This is a genomic window from Streptomyces sp. NPDC005794 (genome assembly GCF_042871445.1).
GTDB lineage: Bacteria > Actinomycetota > Actinomycetes > Streptomycetales > Streptomycetaceae > Streptomyces.
Genome location: NZ_JBIAIN010000014.1, coordinates 24,779 through 39,743, shown reverse-complemented (window position 1 = coordinate 39,743; position 14,965 = coordinate 24,779). Strand labels below are relative to the sequence as shown.

Below are 14,965 nucleotides of genomic sequence, written 5' to 3'. Positions count from 1 at the left end.
ATCACTCTGGGGGTTCGTCGCCCTGTTCGGCGGGTGCCGCACCGTGGTTGCCACCCACCCGGGCTACGGGGGAACGGTCTGCCGTGCCGACCTTCAGGTCTGTCCTCGGGTTGCTCTATAGGCTGCGCGGTATGACAAGTGAAAACCCGGACATGCGTGCCTCCGACGCCGAGCGTGAGCGGGTCGCGGAGACCTTGCGGGAGGCCGTGGCCGAGGGCCGGCTGGAGATGGACGAGTTCGAGCAGCGGCTCGACGCGACGTTCAAGGCGCGTACGCACGGGGAGTTGGTACCGCTCGTCAGCGATCTCCCGGTGCGGGGTGGGGCCGTGGCGCCGGTGGCCGGCCTGTCGCCCGTCGCGGCGCGGGGGACGTCCGCGTCCGTGGACTGGTCGCGTCGGATCGGCGGCCCCGCGACCTCGACGTGGGCGTTCGCCTTCTGGGGCGGGTTCGGCCGCAAGGGGCGCTGGACGGTGGGCCGGGCGTTCACCGCGTTCGCGATGTGGGGCGGCGGCGAGATCGATCTGCGCGAGGCGAACTTCGAGGACCGTGAGGTCGTCATCCGCTGTTTCGCGATCATGGGCGGGATCCAGGTGAAGGTCCCGCCGAATGTGGATGTGCACGTCAACGGCATCGGCTTCATGGGCGGTTTCGACGAGCAGACGAAGGACGCGGGCGAACCGGACCCTGGCGCCCCGCGGGTGCGGGTGACCGGGTTCGCGCTGATGGGCGGGGTGGGCGTGGACCGTAAGTGGAGCAAGACGCAGCGGCAGCGGCTGAAGGAGGCGGAGCGGCAGCGGCTGCGGAAGCCGGACGCGGGGGACGGGCGCAAGGAGCTCGGCTGAGCGGGCGGCCCGCGGGGGCCGCCCGCCTGCGTGTGCGTGTCAGAAGGCGTCGGCCTTGGGGGTGCCGTCCACCGTGCCGAGGTCGATCGCGTGGCCCAGGGCGCGGTAGCCGGCGTCGTTGAAGTGCAGCCGGTCGCCCGAGTCGTACTCGGGGAGGATCCGGTTGGGCGCGTACGGGTCGCGTACGGCCCGGTCGAAGTCGATGTACGCGTCGAAGATCCGGCCGGAGCGGATCTCCTTGTTGACCGCCAGGCGCACGTCGTTGCTCGCGGGTGACCAGGTGACGTAGCCCTGGAAGGGTGTCAGCGTCGCTCCGACCACCCGCAGCCCCTGGGCGTGTGCGCGCTCGGTGAGGGCGCGGAGCCCGGTCGTGATGCGTGCGGGGTCCGGCTCCTGGGGGTACTGCTGCACATCGTTGATGCCGAGCGCGATGATCACGGTCTCGGCGCCGGCGACGGACAGCACGTCGCGCTCGAAGCGGCGCGCGCCGCTCTGCCCGCCCAGATTCTTCACGCCGTTCAGTGTGAGCGGGCTGTCGCTCAGGAGGCGGTTGCCCGCTATGCCCTGGTTGGCGATCCCGTAGGTGTGCCGCAGCCGGTCGGAGAGGATGTCCGGCCAGCGGCTGTCGGCGTCGGTGGTGGAGCCGCTGCCGGCCGTGAGGGAGTCGCCGAGCACGACGATCGCGCCGGGCGACGTCGTGTTGCGGACGTCGACGGCCGTCAGGTAGCGCCACCGTGTGGTGCTCCAGGTGGCGTGCTCGTCGGCCAGGTAGGACGTCTGGTGGGAGTTGGGGTGCTGGGTGACCGGCCCGGAGGCGTACGGGGTGCGGAAGGCGACTTCCAGGTCGGCGTCGGGGGCGACGGGGACGACGACCGGGTCGCTGACGACGTGCCGGCCCGCGGCGACGGTGACGGCGGGCAGACCGTCGAAGGTCACCCGGCGGGTGTTGACGGTGGCCTGGTCGATGACGAGCGGGGTGGCGCCGAAGAGGTTGGACAGGGTGATGCGGGCGGCGTCCCCGCCGACGCTGGTGTGCACGATGTTGCGGATGGTGCGGCCGGGATACCCCTGCCCGGCATCCGGCTCGGCGCTGACGGGAGCCGCGGTCCAGGTGGCGACCCAGGTGCCGGTGGAGTTGGCCGGCGCGGCGGGATTGCGGGCCGCCGCCCGGCTCTCGGGCCCGCCGGGCGGTGTCCGGTCGTCCCGGGCGATCAGCGACGTGCCGAACGCGACGACGGCGGCGAGTGCGGCGGTGCCTGCCACGAGGGCGATGAGCAGGGCGTACCCCTGGCGCCTGGGCATCTGCGGTGATTCTCCTTGCGGTGTTCGGCCCGGTTCCCGGGGTGCTCTCATGATGCGACAGGCCCCGGGGAACTCGGCGTCCGGCCCAGGAGTAAGGGAGGTAGGGACAATGCGTACGGCACGGCGTGACACGTACGCGGACGGGTGGAGCGGATGGAACAGGACGCGGGACACGGAACGGTACCGGGGCCGGAGGACCACGGCCCCGGTCGGCCCGGGACCCCTGGCGGGCGGCCGGGGCCGACGCTGGGCGGGTTCGCGTACACCGCCGCCGATGAGGAGAAGCAGCGCGGCGTGCGCCGCATGAAGACCACCGCCACGGGTCTGCTCCTGCTCGTCGCGCTCGTGTACGTCCTCGCCACCTGGGCGGAGAACGCGGGTGTGGGCGGCTGGCCGGGCTACGTCGCAGCGGCTGCCGAGGCGGGGATGGTCGGTGCGCTGGCGGACTGGTTCGCCGTCACGGCGCTCTTCCGGCGTCCGCTCGGTCTGCCGATCCCCCACACCGCCATCATTCCCACGAAGAAAGACCAGTTGGGGACGTCACTCGGTTCCTTCGTGGGCGAGAATTTTCTCTCCGGGGACGTCGTTCGTGACCGAATTCACGCCCTGGGCGTCGGTTCCCGGCTCGGGACCTGGCTGGCGCAGCCGGAACACGCGGACCGGGTCACCGCCGAACTGGCCACCGCGCTGCGCGGCGCGCTGACCGTGCTGCGGGACTCCGACGTGCAGGCGGTGGTGGGGGAGGCGATCACCCGGCGGGCGGACGCGGCGGAAGTCGGTCCGGGGATAGGCAAGATGCTGGAGAAGATCGTCTCGGACGGCGGCCACCGCAGGGTCGTCGACCTCGTCTGCGTACGGGCGCACGACTGGCTGGTCCTGCACGGTGACTCCGTGATGGACGCGGTGCAGGGCGGGGCGCCCGGCTGGACGCCGCGGTTCGTCGACAAGCGGGTGGGGGAGCGGGTCTACAAGGAACTGCTGCGCTTCGTCACGGAGATGCGCGACATGCCGAGCCACCCTGCGCGCGGCTCGATCGACACGTTCCTGACGGACTTCGCCGCCGACCTCCAGACGGACACGGACACCCGGGCCCGGGTGGAGCGGCTGAAGTCGGAGATCCTGGGGCGCGGTGAGGTCCAGGACGTCATCGCCTCCGCGTGGTCCTCCGTCCGTACGATGATCATCGCGGCGGCCGAGGACGAGCGGAGCGAGCTGCGGATGCGGGCCCGGTCCTCCCTGATGTCCCTGGGAGCGAGGCTGTCCACGGACGAGCGGCTGCAGGCCAAGCTGGAGGGCTGGCTGGAGGACGCGGCGGCGTATGTCGTCACGACCTACCGTGCGGAGATCACCTCACTGATCAGCGACACGGTGGCCGGCTGGGACGCGGACCAGACGTCGAAGAAGATCGAGGCGCACATCGGCCGGGACCTGCAGTTCATCCGGATCAACGGCACCGTGGTGGGCGCGCTGGCCGGTCTGGCGATCCATTCGGTGTCCCACGCGCTGGGTGGCTGACCGGGGGCGTGTCCGTCCTGTCGTACGGGCACGCCCCGGGTGACGCGGGGAGCCGCTCTTGCGTACGCGCCCCGCGGCGCCCGTGTTCGATCCCCGGGGCCGGACCTACCTTCCCGGACGCGGTGCCGTTCCCGGTGGTGCGTGCGTGCGTTCCCGGCGTGCTTATCGGGCGCTGCGCCGGGTGACCGCCCACGACGCGGCGGCGACCCCACCCGCCACGGTGAACACCGCGGGCCAGGCACCGACCTTCTTGGCCAGGGGGTGCGAACCGGCGAAGGCGGCCACGTAGGCGACGGTCAGTCCGGTGGCCGCGCGGGCCCCGGCCCGCCGGTTCCACTCGTAGGCCGCTACCGACCCGGCGGCGGCCAGTGCGACACCGCCCAGCGGGCGGTTCCCGGTCCAGCGGGCGATTCCGTACCCGCCGAGGAGACCGCCCGCCGCCACTGCCGCTGCCGGGACCTTCGCCATTGCCGCCACCTTCGCTTTCCTGCGTATCCGTCGGCGTACCCGCCGGGAATCCGAGGATAGGTCCCCCGTCGGCGGGGCCGGTCAGTCGGTGCCGAACTCCATCGCGGCCCGGTCCAGCAGCTCGTCGTCGCCGGAGACCTCACCGCGCGAGGCGATGGCCTGGGCGCCGCCCTCCGGCATGGCGCCGATCAGGCCGGTCGCCGCCGCCTGTGCGGCACCGATCAGCGAGGGCTGGGCCGTGCCGACGAGGCCGAGGCCGGCGAACTGTTCGAGCCTGGCGCGCGAGTCGGCGATGTCGAGGTTGCGCATGGTGAGCTGGCCGATGCGGTCCACCGGGCCGAACGCCGAGTCCTCGGTGCGCTCCATGGAGAGCTTGTCCGGGTGGTAGCTGAACGCGGGGCCGGTGGTGTCGAGGACCGAGTAGTCCTCACCACGCCGCAGCCGCAGTGTCACCTCGCCGGTGACGGCCGAGCCGACCCAGCGCTGCAGCGACTCGCGGACCATCAGCGCCTGCGGGTCCAGCCAGCGGCCCTCGTACATCAGCCGCCCGAGGCGCCGGCCCTCGTTGTGGTAGTGGGCGAGGGTGTCCTCGTTGTGGATGGCGTTGACGAGACGCTCGTAGACGATGTGCAGCAGCGCCAGTCCGGGCGCCTCGTAGATGCCGCGGCTCTTCGCCTCGATGATGCGGTTCTCGATCTGGTCCGACATGCCCAGGCCGTGGCGGCCGCCGATCGCGTTGGCCTCCATCACCAGGTCGACCGGGGTGGCGAACGACTTGCCGTTGATCGTCACCGGGCGGCCCTGTTCGAAGCCGATGGTGACGTCCTCGGTGGCGATCTCCACCGAGGGGTCCCAGAACCGGACGCCCATGATCGGGTCGACGGTCTCCACACCGGTGTCGAGGTGCTCCAGCGTCTTCGCCTCGTGGGTGGCGCCCCAGATGTTGGCGTCGGTGGAGTACGCCTTCTCGGTGCTGTCGCGGTAGGGCAGCCCGTGGGCGACCAGCCACTCCGACATCTCCTTGCGCCCGCCCAGCTCGGTGACGAAGTCGGCGTCGAGCCACGGCTTGTAGATGCGCAGGTGCGGGTTGGCGAGGAGGCCGTAGCGGTAGAACCGCTCGATGTCGTTGCCCTTGAACGTGGAGCCGTCGCCCCAGATCTGTACGTCGTCCTCGAGCATCGCCCGGACCAGCAGGGTGCCGGTGACGGCGCGGCCCAGCGGCGTGGTGTTGAAGTAGGCACGGCCGCCCGAGCGGATGTGGAACGCCCCGCAGGCGAGCGCGGCCAGGCCCTCCTCGACCAGTGCCGCCCGGCAGTCGACCAGGCGCGCGATCTCCGCGCCGTAGGCCTTCGCGCGGCCGGGCACCGACGCGATGTCGGGCTCGTCGTACTGGCCGATGTCGGCGGTGTAGGTGCACGGAACGGCACCCTTGTCGCGCATCCACGCGACCGCGACCGAGGTGTCGAGGCCGCCCGAGAAAGCGATGCCGACGCGCTCGCCGGTGGGCAGGGAGGTGAGAACCTTAGACATGGGAAGAGTATGCACTCGCTCGCATGTATATGCAAATGGCGTGGTGCGGGCGGGAAACGTGCGGCTGCCGGACTTCCGGGGAGCCCGTCGCCTGGGCCGGCGCGCCGCGTACGACGCTGAACGGCGACGTCTCCACGCCGAATCCGGAGAAGCGCCGCACCGCGTCGACCGGCACCCGGGACCGCGGCGGCACCTGGATGCAGGACCACCCGGACGACCACGCTGACCGGAGGCCGGGTCACACCCGCAGGACGTCGATTCCCAGGGCGGTGAACTCCTCGACGGTGCCCTCGGGTGCGCCCTGGTCCGTGACCAGGACCGACACCGCGCCGGTCTCGCACACCTGGGCGAAGGCCCGGCGGCCGAGCTTGGAGGAGTCGGCCACCACGATCACCGTGCCCGCGCACTCGGCGAGGGCGCGGTTGGCACCGGCCTCCGACTCGTCGTGCGTGGCCGCTCCGAAGCGGGGGTGCACGGCGTCCACACCGAGGATCGTGTAGTCCAGGGCGAGGGTGCGCAGGACGGAGTCGACCAGAGGGCCGACGAGTTCGTACGAATTCGGCCTGGCCACCCCGCCGGTGACGACGATCTTCACCTGGGGGCGGACCGCCAGCTCGTTGGCGATGTTGATCGCGTTGGTGACCACCGTCAGCGCCACGCCCCCGCCCGACGGCTCCGGCCGCAGTGCCAGCTCCCTGGCCACCTCGGAGGTCGTCGTGCCGCCGTTGAGGCCGACGGTGGAGCCCGTCGGGATCAGCTCGGCGGCGGCCTTCGCGATGCGCTGCTTCTCGTCGGCCCTGCGGGCCGCCTTGTAGCGCAGCGGCAGGTCGTAGGCGACGGTGCTCACCACCGCGCCGCCCCGGGTGCGGGTCAGCAGGTTCTGCCGGGCGAGCTCGTCCAGGTCGCGGCGGACGGTGGCGGCGGAACAGCCGAGCTGTTCGGCGGCGTCGAGCACGTCGAGGTGCCCCTGGTCGCCGAGGATCTCCAGCAGCCGGGTCCATCGTGTGTGTGCCGCCACCTGGTCCTCCTCGCTCGCGTCGAACCCTATCGCCCGGGGCGGGCCAGGACGTCCAGCAGGCGTGCCACCTCCGCGGCCACCGCGTCGCGGGCCGGGCCGAGGTAGGCGCGGGGGTCGGCGGCCTCGGCGTGGGTGTCCAGATAGACGCGGACGGCCCGGGTGAACAGCTTGTTCAGGTGCGTGGAGATGTTGACCTTCGTCATGCCGGCGCCGATCGCCGCGACGAGGCCCCTGTCCCCGACGCCGGAGGAGCCGTGCAGGACGAGCGGGACCCCGACCGCGTCGCGCAGCCGGGAGATGAGTGCGAAGTCGAGGACGGCGTCGCGGGTCAGCATCGCGTGCGAACTGCCGACGGCCACGGCGAGCGCGTCGACGGCCGTCGCCTCGACGAACGCCCGCGCCTCGTCCGGATCGGTCCGCACGCCGGGGGCGTGCGCCCCGTCCTTGCCGCCGATCTCGCCGAGTTCCGCCTCCACCCAGACGCCGTGGCCGTGGCAGTAGGCGGTGATCTCGCGGGTCGCGGCGACGTTGTCGGCGTACGGGAGCGCCGACGCGTCGAACATGACGGAGGTGAAGCCGAGTCGGACGGCCTCGCGCACCAGCCCGGCCGATTCGGCGTGGTCGAGGTGCACGGCCACGGGTACGCCTGCCGCCCGTGCGACGGCGAGGGACGCGAGCCCGATCGGTTCGAGCGCCCCGTGGTAGCGGGCGGTGTTCTCGCTCACCTGGAGGATCACCGGCAGCCCGGCGGCTTCCGCCCCGCTCACGATGGCCTGCGCGTGTTCGATCTGTACGACGTTGAAGGCCCCGACGCCGGTCGCGTCGGTCCGGGCGCCGTGCGTGAGGGCACCGGTGGATATGAGCGGCATGGGCGTCCTTCGCGGGTGCGGGCTGCGTGAACCCAGGCGAATGGTGCTCGAAGTTGCTCATTTATAGCTTGCTTGAAGCAGATTGGAAAAGGGCAGCCGCCTCCGGTGCGGGGGAACCGGAGGCGGCTGCTGTGGTGTGCGCGAAGGCTCTCATCGGCGCCGACGGTCCGACCGGTGGCTTCTTCGACGAGGCCGGCCCCGCCGCCTGGTGACCCCCGCGCCGGGCCGGGTGCTATTTCGATGGCCCGGCGTCCGGGTGCGCCCGTACGGTGCGCGTATGACAGCGCAACTCCGCCTGGAAAAGGTGACTCCGGACAATGTCCTCGACGCGTGCCGGCTGAAGGTCGCACCCGAGCAGGAACGGTTCGTGGCCCCGGTAGCGCGGTCGCTGGCCGAGGCGTACGCCGATCCGGGGACGGCCTGGCCCCGGCTGGTCTTCGACGGCGACCGGCTGGTCGCCTTCGTGATGGCGTTCTTCGACGTACGGTTCGACCCCGCGGACCCGGAGGACCGGCTCCGCTCCGGGCTCTGGCGGCTCGCCGTCGCCGCCGGCGAGCAGGGCAAGGGGTACGGGCACTTCGCCGTGGACGCCGTGTGCGAGGAGATCCTGCGGCGCGGGCAGAAGCGGGTGACCGTGACCTGGGGGCAGGGGGAGCACGGACCCGAGGAGTTCTACCTGCGGCTCGGCTTCCGCCGGACCGGCGAGATGAGCGGGGACGAGGTGGTCGGCGAGATGGATCTGCCGCGTGCCTGACGTTCCCCGGGCGACCCGTGACCGGTGATCCACATGCGTCCCCGGGGCGGGCGCGCGAGGATCGGGGGTACGGGCGGTGGCCCGGTCGCGCCAAGGCCCTCTCGGGCCGGTTCTCCCTTCCAGGCGCTCCGGTCCGCCTCCCGGCCCGGCTGTGGGCCGGGGGCGGCCGTCCATGGGCGAGGGATCGTCCGGAAGTCTTGTCGCACCAGGGCTTCGCCGTTCGGTAGCGGATACTCGAGGCGGTTCAGAGCTGTGAACCCGGCATCCGCCCCTGCTGACGCCAGGGTGTCGGGATCGATGTCGGACGACACCGAGGCGAGCGCGTCGAAGGACGTCGCATAGTCGGCCGCACCGACGAAGCCGCCTGCGTGGTCTGCGGGTCGATGAGGTCGAGGCCGTTGCCTCCCGCGACCCCCGGAATCCCGATGGTGCGGAACGGGTGCGCGGTGAGCTGTTCGCCGGTGATGTCGCGGAGACGCTGGAGCTGAACACGCAGGTCATACAGTCCTTCCAGCAGTAGGCGATGACCGGGGCTTCCGGCCGGCCGGGGTCTGCCGGAAGCCCCGGTGCCACGACACGCTGACCCCTGACCATGAGGAGTGACGATCTGCATGCCGCACACGACGACGCCCGACGGGGTCGGTATCGCCTACCAGGTCCAAGGCGAGGGGACAGCGCCGCTGGTGCTGTTGGCGGGCCAGGCGAACAACCACCACTGGTGGGACGGGGTGCGCGACGACTTCCACGCCGACCGCAGCACCATCACGCTCGACTACCGCGGTACGGGGCAGAGCGACAAGCCCGACACCCCGTACAGCACCGAGCTGTTCGCCCTGGACGTGATCGCGGTGCTCGACGACCTCGGTGTCGACCGGGCCGATGTCTACGGCACCTCCATGGGCGGGCGTGTGGCCCAGCAACTCGCAGCCCGCCACCCGGACCGAGTGCGCGCCCTGGTGCTCGGGTGCACGTCGCCCGGCGGGCCGCACGCCGTCGAACGCACCAACGAGGTGCGCCGGTCGCTGGTGCAGACACAACCGGGTGCGGCGCGGCGGGCCCTGCTGGAGCTGATGTACAGCCCGGCCTGGCTGGTGGCGAACCCCGGCCCGTACCGGACGCTCGGCGACCCGGAGATGCCCGCCCACGCCCAGCGTCGCCACCTGGCGGCCAGCAACCAGCACGACGCGTGGCAGCTCCTGCCGGGCATCGGCGCACCCACGCTGGTCGTGCACGGCGGCGACGACCTGCTCAACCCCGCCGCCAACGCCCCTCTGCTCGCGGACCGTATCCCCGGCGCCCGCCTGCAGTTGATCCCGGGAGCGCGGCACGCCTACTTCGAGGAGTTCCGCGCCGTCGCGAGCCCGCTCGTCCTGGACTTCCTCACCACAGTGCGGCAGCGGTGACGAGAGGCGCAGCGTACGGGCGGGGAGCAGCTCGATGACGTCCCGCTTCGCCACCGCCCTCAACGAAGCCTGGCAGAACCGGTGGAGGCTCACCCGGCGGGCCTGTTCGCGCGGATCAGGGTCTGCCGGCCGTTGGCGACGAGCTTTCCGTCCGCCGTCACTCCGGACGCCGTACACCTCCAACTGGCAGACGGTCAGGGTGCGTTCGCACGTTCCCATGACAGCAGAATCCGTTGACGTACCCGAACTCTGAGTCGCCATCGTCAGCCTAAAAGCTCACATCAATGTCAGGGGCAAGTGGTGAGGGGCCGGTATGCGCATCGGTGAACTGTCCGCCCGTACGGGAGCCAGCCGCCGGTCGCTGCGCTACTACGAGGAGCAGGGCCTGCTCGTCAGCTCCCGCTCGCCCAGCGGACAGCGCCACTACGACGACGAGCACGTCCAGCGGGTGCTCCTCGTGCGGGCGTTCCTGGCAGCGGGCATGTCCAGCGGCACCATCGCCGGGATGGCGCCCTGCATGACCGAGCCGACCGAGGACAGGGCGCGGCAGGCGCTGGAGATCATGGGCCGTGAGCGGGCCAGGCTGTCCTCGGCCGTCGACGGCCTCGCCGCTGCCAGGGACGCCCTGGACCACCTCATCGAGGCCAACCACGCGTACCTCGCACGATCGGCGGACGACGGGGTCTGAACCAGGGGGTTCAGCAGCTGTTCGCAGCACCTCGGCCGAGGCAGCAGCCCAGGGCCGGTCTTCGAGGAGCCGGCCACTCGTCTGGCGAACACCGACCGTTGTAGCGAGACTGGACATGGAGCTACCCCCCACCCCGAGGAATGGCGGATGAACCTACGACGCCGCCTGGGGAGCCAAGGGTGAGCGCCTCTCCGCACTGTCACCCGAACGGGTGTCGGTGCTGAACAGCGGGTCTCACGTCGACTGCATGAGCGCAGTCGGAGCGCAGTGCAGTCAGTGCTCAGACCGTGCAGCGCGTTCTGAGACCCTGAACCAGCCACCAGGGGGGTCTGGAGGTACCGGATGCCGCGGCCCCTGTGGACAGGAGCGATCAGCTTCGGGCTGGTCACGATCCCGATCAAGGTGGTGTCCGCCACCGAGAACCACTCGATCTCCTTCCACCAGTACCACCAGGAGGACATGGGCCGGATCCGCACCCGCAAGGTGTGCGAGGTCGACGGCAAGGTCCTCTCGCAGGACGAGATCGGCAAGGGCTACGAGATCGCCAAGGACCGGACCGTGCCCGTCACGGACGAGGAGCTCGACCGGATGCCGCTGCCGACGGCGAAGGCCATCGAGATCGTCGCGTTCGTCGAGGCCGAAAGCATCGACCCGGTACGGATCAGCGACAGCTACTACCTCGCGGTCGACGGCCAGGTCGCGGCGAAGCCGTACACCCTGCTGCGGAAGGCGCTGGAGCGCAGCGACAAGGTCGCCGTGGCGAAGTTCGCCTGGCACAACCGTGAACGGCTCGGCCTGCTGCGGGTGCGGGAGGACGCGATCGTGCTGCACTCGATGCGCTGGCCGGACGAGATCCGCAGCCCCGAGTCCCTCGCCCCCCGGGAGACCGAGCTGGACGAGGACGAGATCGAACGCGCCGTGCAGCTCACCGACAGCATGGCCCTGGACGACATCTCCGGCTTCCGCGACCGCTACCGGGAGGCCCTTGAGGAACTGCTCGCGGCCAAGTCCGAGGGCGAGGCGCTTCCGCCGGTGGCAGAGGAAGGGGCGGAGGAATCGGGGAAGGTCATGGACCTGATGGCCGCGCTGAACGCGTCGGTGAAGGCGGCCAAGGAGACGCGGGGCGAGGACGCGACCGTGCACGAGATGACGCCCGGCAAGCCCCGCACCCGGAAGAAGGCCGCCCCGGCCGCGAAGAAGACGGCCGCGAAGAAGTCGGCCGCGAAGAACACGGCCGCCAAGAAGTCGGCCGCGTCCAGGAAGCAGCCCGCGCGGAAGACGGCCGCGAAGAAGCGGACCGCCTCCTGACCGGCGTCGTGGGCCCTCAGCCGATGTCGTCCGGCGCCAGGTCCGGACGCAGCCGGTGCCAGGAGGGATGACGCAGCCGGCCCGCCCTCGTCCGCGTGGCGTACCGCACCTCGCCGACCAGCCGCGGCAGCACCCACCGCGCACCGGCGACCGGTGGCGTCTCGTCGAAGGGGCAGGTGTCGACCGCGGCGACGCGGAGCAGTTCGGCGAGCCTGTGCCGCTCGGCGTCGCTCCACCCCGTGCCGACGCTGCCCGCGTAGCGCAGGCCGCCACCCTGGTCCCGCTCGCCGACCAGCAGCGCACCGGGCAGACCGCCCAGCCGCCCGCGTCCGGGCACCCAGCCGCCGACGACCACGTCCACCGTGCGGGCATGGCGGATCTTGATCCACGTACGGGCGCGCACCCCGGGCTCGTACACCGAGCTCAGCCGTTTCGCGATGACGCCCTCCAACCCGGCCTCCCGTGTCATGGCCAGGGCTTCCTCGCCGTGTCCCACGACCACCGAGGGCGTCGACCAGCGCGGCCCGTTCAGCCCGAGCCCCTCCAACGCCGCCCGCCTCTCGGTGTAGGGCAGCGGCACGAGGCTCCGGCCGCGCAGGAACACGGCGTCGAACAGCACCAGGTGGGCCGGCACCCGCTGCGCCATGCGGGCGGCCTTCGCGGGCGACCCGGAGAGCCCCATCCGTGACTGCAGCCGCTCGAAGTCGCTGCGCCCCTGCTCGTCCGGCGCGACGATCTCGCCGTCCAGCACCGCCGGTACGCCGCCGAGCGCCGGCCCGAGCGCCGCCAGATCCGGATACGCCGGGGTGATGTCGGCCCCGGACCTGGCCAGCAGCTGGAGCGATCCGTCACCCGGCAGATACGCGAGGGCGCGCTGGCCGTCCTGCTTCACCTCGTACGCCCACTGCTCGTCGACGGCGGCGGACGGCAGCTGGCCGGGGGTGGCGAGCATGGGGGCGATCCGGGGCAGAGAGGCCATGGCAGCAGCCTCTCAGCTGCTGCGCCGCCGGGCTCGCGGGCAGCCTCCCGTCCACGCCTCGACGGAAACTCCCGGGACGTTCATGCGCGGGCGTGGCAGCATGGGCGGCATGACGACGACCCGAAAGTTTCATGCCGCGTAGCCGGACCGGGCACCTCCGCACCGGCAGGGAGCACCGCCTCCGGCCGGGCGGCCCGAGCACCGTCATCGACGGCGTGTCCTCGCGCACGCTGGCGGAGATCGCCCGCCTGGAGCTGAGCCGCAACTACCTTGCGCCCGGCGGCGTCAGCGAGGCGGTCCGCTGCTGGAAGCGCCATGTGCGGCAGCCGCTGGACGCCCTGTGGCGGGACGACGAGCGGGGAAGCACCCACGGGGACTGCTGTGGGGATCCGCTGGAGGCGCGCGAGCTTCTCGACACGGTGATGAGGGCGATGTCGCCGCGGGGGGCGCGTGAACTCCGGCGTGTTGTCGGCGCACTCGACGCGCAGCGGTGACGGGGCAGTCCGCCTCAGGACGGGGGAGTCCACCGGCCGGCAGGGGTGGGTGCCCTGCCGGCCGGGGAGCCTGACCGGGGTCAGGCGGTCGTGCAGGTGGTGCCGCTGAGCGAAAAGGCGGCCGGGGCCGTGTTGGTGGTGCTCCTGGTGCCGGTGAAGCCGACCGTGACCGAGCCGTTCGCGGCGATCGACGCCGTGTGTCCGGCGGGGGCGACGCTGACCGTGGAGCCGCTCTGCGTGGGGGTCCCGCCCCACATGTGGGAGACGGTCTGGCCGTCGGCGAATGCGAAGGCGAGGTTCCAGCCGTTGAGGGTGGTGGTTCCGGTGTTGCGGATGGTGATCTCACCCTGGAACCCGCCGGGCCAGTCGCCGATCACCCGGTAGCCGACGGAGCAGCCGACGCCCGGCGTGGGTCCGCTCTCGTCGGTGGTGACGCTCACCGTGGCGGACCGGGCCGAGCGGTTGCCCGCCGCGTCGCGGGCGTAGACGGCGAACACGTAGGCCGTGTCGGCGGTGAGGCCGGTCACGGTGACGCTGTTGGTGGTGGAGGAAACGGCCGTGGTCTCGGTGGTGCCGTTGACGCGGACGACGTCGTAGCCGGCGATGGCAACGTTGTCCGACGCCGCGGGCCAGGCCAGGGTGGCCGAGGTGGCCGTCACCGCGGAGGCGGTCGGTGTGCCGGGGGCGGTGGGGGCCTCCGTGTCGTCCGGGTTGCCGCCGCCACCGAAGACGGTGGCCTCCTGGGAGGTCTGGGCGATGCCGTTCGCGCCGTGGAAGACGCGCTCGCCCCAGGAGCTCAGCCGGCTCGGGTCGAAGTCGATGGCCAGGTCGAGGACGGGGTCGGTGTTGCCGCTCCAGGACCATGCGAGGTAACCGAGACCGAGCTGCTCGGCCGTGGCCATCATCGTGTCCTCGTCCGGGTCCCCCCACTGGTCGGCGGGTCCGCCGAACTCGCCGATGAGAAGCGGCAGTCCGGCGTCGACGAAGGCGTTCAGGTAGTCGGTGACCGCCTGGGCCGTGTTGTAGACGCTGTACATGTGGATCGAGAAGATCAGGTTGCCCGTGGTGTCGGCGTCGTACACGGCCTGGGCGTTGGCGCGCATGACGCCCTGCCAGTCCTGACCCCAGTTGGGGGCGTCCACCATGATCGTGTGGGCGAAGCCGGCGGCGCGCAGCTTCTGGACGGCGGCGGTCGTGGGCGCGGTCCAGCCGGCCGGGTCGGTGTTGCCCCAGGGCTCGTTGCCGATGTTGACGATGACGTAGTCCTCTTGGCCCGCGAGTACGTCCTTGAGGCTGATCCAGTAGTCGGCCGCGTGGTCGAGCGTGCCCGCCGCGGCGTCCTCGCCGTAACCGGTGGTGTCGTGCACCTCGAGTACGCAGATGAGCCGGTTGGCCTTGCAGTCCTCCACGATGCCCGCGACCTCGTCGGGGCCGTTCCTCGTCCAGCGGTGGCCGTCGGAGAGGACGACGCGGACGGTGTTCGCGCCGAAGGCCTTGATGTCGGCCAGCGACTGCGTCTCGCCCGGGTACCAGGTGTGCGCGTGGTTGACGCCGCGCATGACGAAGTCGTTGCCGTTGGCCTCCAGCAGACGGCCGTCACTGATGTGCAGACCGGTGGCCGCCGCTTCCGTCTGAGCGGGCCGGGCCTGCGCCGAGGCCGGGCCGAGCGCGCCCAGCAGGACGACGCCGAGAAGGGCGGCCAGGCCCTTCAGTAAGACGGTCAAGGGGCTCTTTCGTGCCGTGCGTGATGCGGTGCTCGCTGCTGATCTCACTGCGACTCCAGAAGGTGGGTGCC

General features: G+C 71.6%; 15 protein-coding genes. 8 read left to right on the top strand and 7 right to left on the bottom strand.

Annotated elements, in window-relative coordinates; genetic code table 11:
* Nucleotides 1-152 precede the first annotated feature (152 nt).
* Nucleotides 153-842: a DUF1707 domain-containing protein gene (locus ACFYQ5_RS22695; RefSeq protein WP_389200085.1), complete on the top strand. Its 690-nt coding sequence runs from the start codon at nt 153-155 to the stop codon at nt 840-842.
* Nucleotides 843-881: 39 nt separating this feature from the next.
* Here the strand turns inward: ACFYQ5_RS22695 and ACFYQ5_RS22690 are convergent, their stop codons facing one another.
* Nucleotides 882-2,144, bottom strand: a complete 1,263-nt coding sequence (locus tag ACFYQ5_RS22690) for an SGNH/GDSL hydrolase family protein (protein ID WP_389199858.1) — start codon at nt 2,142-2,144, stop codon at nt 882-884.
* Between the two features lie 153 nt (nt 2,145-2,297).
* On the opposite strand from ACFYQ5_RS22690, the gene ACFYQ5_RS22685 reads away from it, so the two are divergent.
* Nucleotides 2,298-3,659 carry a DUF445 domain-containing protein gene (locus tag ACFYQ5_RS22685; protein ID WP_389199856.1) on the top strand — a complete coding sequence of 454 codons (1,362 nt, stop codon included), beginning with the start codon at nt 2,298-2,300 and terminating at the stop codon, nt 3,657-3,659.
* 162 nt (nt 3,660-3,821) lie between these two features.
* Here the strand turns inward: ACFYQ5_RS22685 and ACFYQ5_RS22680 are convergent, their stop codons facing one another.
* The 4 genes from ACFYQ5_RS22680 to ACFYQ5_RS22665 all read right to left on the bottom strand — a co-directional run bounded on the left by ACFYQ5_RS22680 (nt 3,822) and on the right by ACFYQ5_RS22665 (nt 7,544).
* On the bottom strand, nt 3,822-4,127 hold the full coding sequence (locus tag ACFYQ5_RS22680; protein ID WP_389199855.1) for a hypothetical protein: 306 nt from the start codon (nt 4,125-4,127) through the stop codon (nt 3,822-3,824).
* 81 nt (nt 4,128-4,208) lie between these two features.
* The gene (gene argG, locus ACFYQ5_RS22675; protein ID WP_389199854.1) at nt 4,209-5,657 is read right to left on the bottom strand and encodes an argininosuccinate synthase; all 1,449 of its coding nucleotides are present in this window, start codon (nt 5,655-5,657) and stop codon (nt 4,209-4,211) included.
* 238 nt (nt 5,658-5,895) lie between these two features.
* A complete protein-coding gene (locus ACFYQ5_RS22670; RefSeq protein WP_389199852.1) occupies nt 5,896-6,675 on the bottom strand; it encodes a DeoR/GlpR family DNA-binding transcription regulator in 780 nt (259 codons plus the stop codon).
* Nucleotides 6,676-6,701: 26 nt separating this feature from the next.
* Complete coding sequence (locus ACFYQ5_RS22665; RefSeq protein ID WP_389199851.1) at nt 6,702-7,544, bottom strand: ketose-bisphosphate aldolase; 843 nt, start codon at nt 7,542-7,544, stop codon at nt 6,702-6,704.
* A 68-nt stretch (nt 7,545-7,612) separates the two neighbouring features.
* On the opposite strand from ACFYQ5_RS22665, the gene ACFYQ5_RS22660 reads away from it, so the two are divergent.
* The 5 genes from ACFYQ5_RS22660 to ACFYQ5_RS22640 all read left to right on the top strand — a co-directional run bounded on the left by ACFYQ5_RS22660 (nt 7,613) and on the right by ACFYQ5_RS22640 (nt 11,697).
* A complete protein-coding gene (locus ACFYQ5_RS22660) occupies nt 7,613-7,756 on the top strand; it encodes a hypothetical protein (RefSeq protein WP_389199849.1) in 144 nt (47 codons plus the stop codon).
* A 65-nt stretch (nt 7,757-7,821) separates the two neighbouring features.
* Nucleotides 7,822-8,298, top strand: a complete 477-nt coding sequence (locus ACFYQ5_RS22655; RefSeq protein WP_389199847.1) for a GNAT family N-acetyltransferase — start codon at nt 7,822-7,824, stop codon at nt 8,296-8,298.
* A 611-nt stretch (nt 8,299-8,909) separates the two neighbouring features.
* Nucleotides 8,910-9,701: an alpha/beta fold hydrolase gene (locus tag ACFYQ5_RS22650; protein ID WP_389199845.1), complete on the top strand. Its 792-nt coding sequence runs from the start codon at nt 8,910-8,912 to the stop codon at nt 9,699-9,701.
* Between the two features lie 313 nt (nt 9,702-10,014).
* A complete protein-coding gene (locus ACFYQ5_RS22645; protein ID WP_389199843.1) occupies nt 10,015-10,389 on the top strand; it encodes a MerR family transcriptional regulator in 375 nt (124 codons plus the stop codon).
* Between the two features lie 342 nt (nt 10,390-10,731).
* Nucleotides 10,732-11,697 (top strand): Ku protein, encoded by a 966-nt coding sequence (locus ACFYQ5_RS22640; RefSeq protein ID WP_389199841.1) that lies wholly within the window; start codon nt 10,732-10,734, stop codon nt 11,695-11,697.
* Nucleotides 11,698-11,713: 16 nt separating this feature from the next.
* Here ACFYQ5_RS22640 and ACFYQ5_RS22635 read toward each other — a convergent pair whose 3' ends face one another.
* Entirely contained in the window at nt 11,714-12,676 is a 963-nt protein-coding gene (locus tag ACFYQ5_RS22635) for an ATP-dependent DNA ligase (RefSeq protein WP_389199840.1), read from the bottom strand.
* A gap of 131 nt (nt 12,677-12,807) precedes the next feature.
* On the opposite strand from ACFYQ5_RS22635, the gene ACFYQ5_RS22630 reads away from it, so the two are divergent.
* Entirely contained in the window at nt 12,808-13,170 is a 363-nt protein-coding gene (locus ACFYQ5_RS22630; protein WP_389199838.1) for a hypothetical protein, read from the top strand.
* An 80-nt stretch (nt 13,171-13,250) separates the two neighbouring features.
* Here ACFYQ5_RS22630 and ACFYQ5_RS22625 read toward each other — a convergent pair whose 3' ends face one another.
* Complete coding sequence (locus tag ACFYQ5_RS22625) at nt 13,251-14,894, bottom strand: cellulase family glycosylhydrolase (RefSeq protein ID WP_389199836.1); 1,644 nt, start codon at nt 14,892-14,894, stop codon at nt 13,251-13,253.
* Between the last annotated feature and the right edge of the window lie 71 nt (nt 14,895-14,965).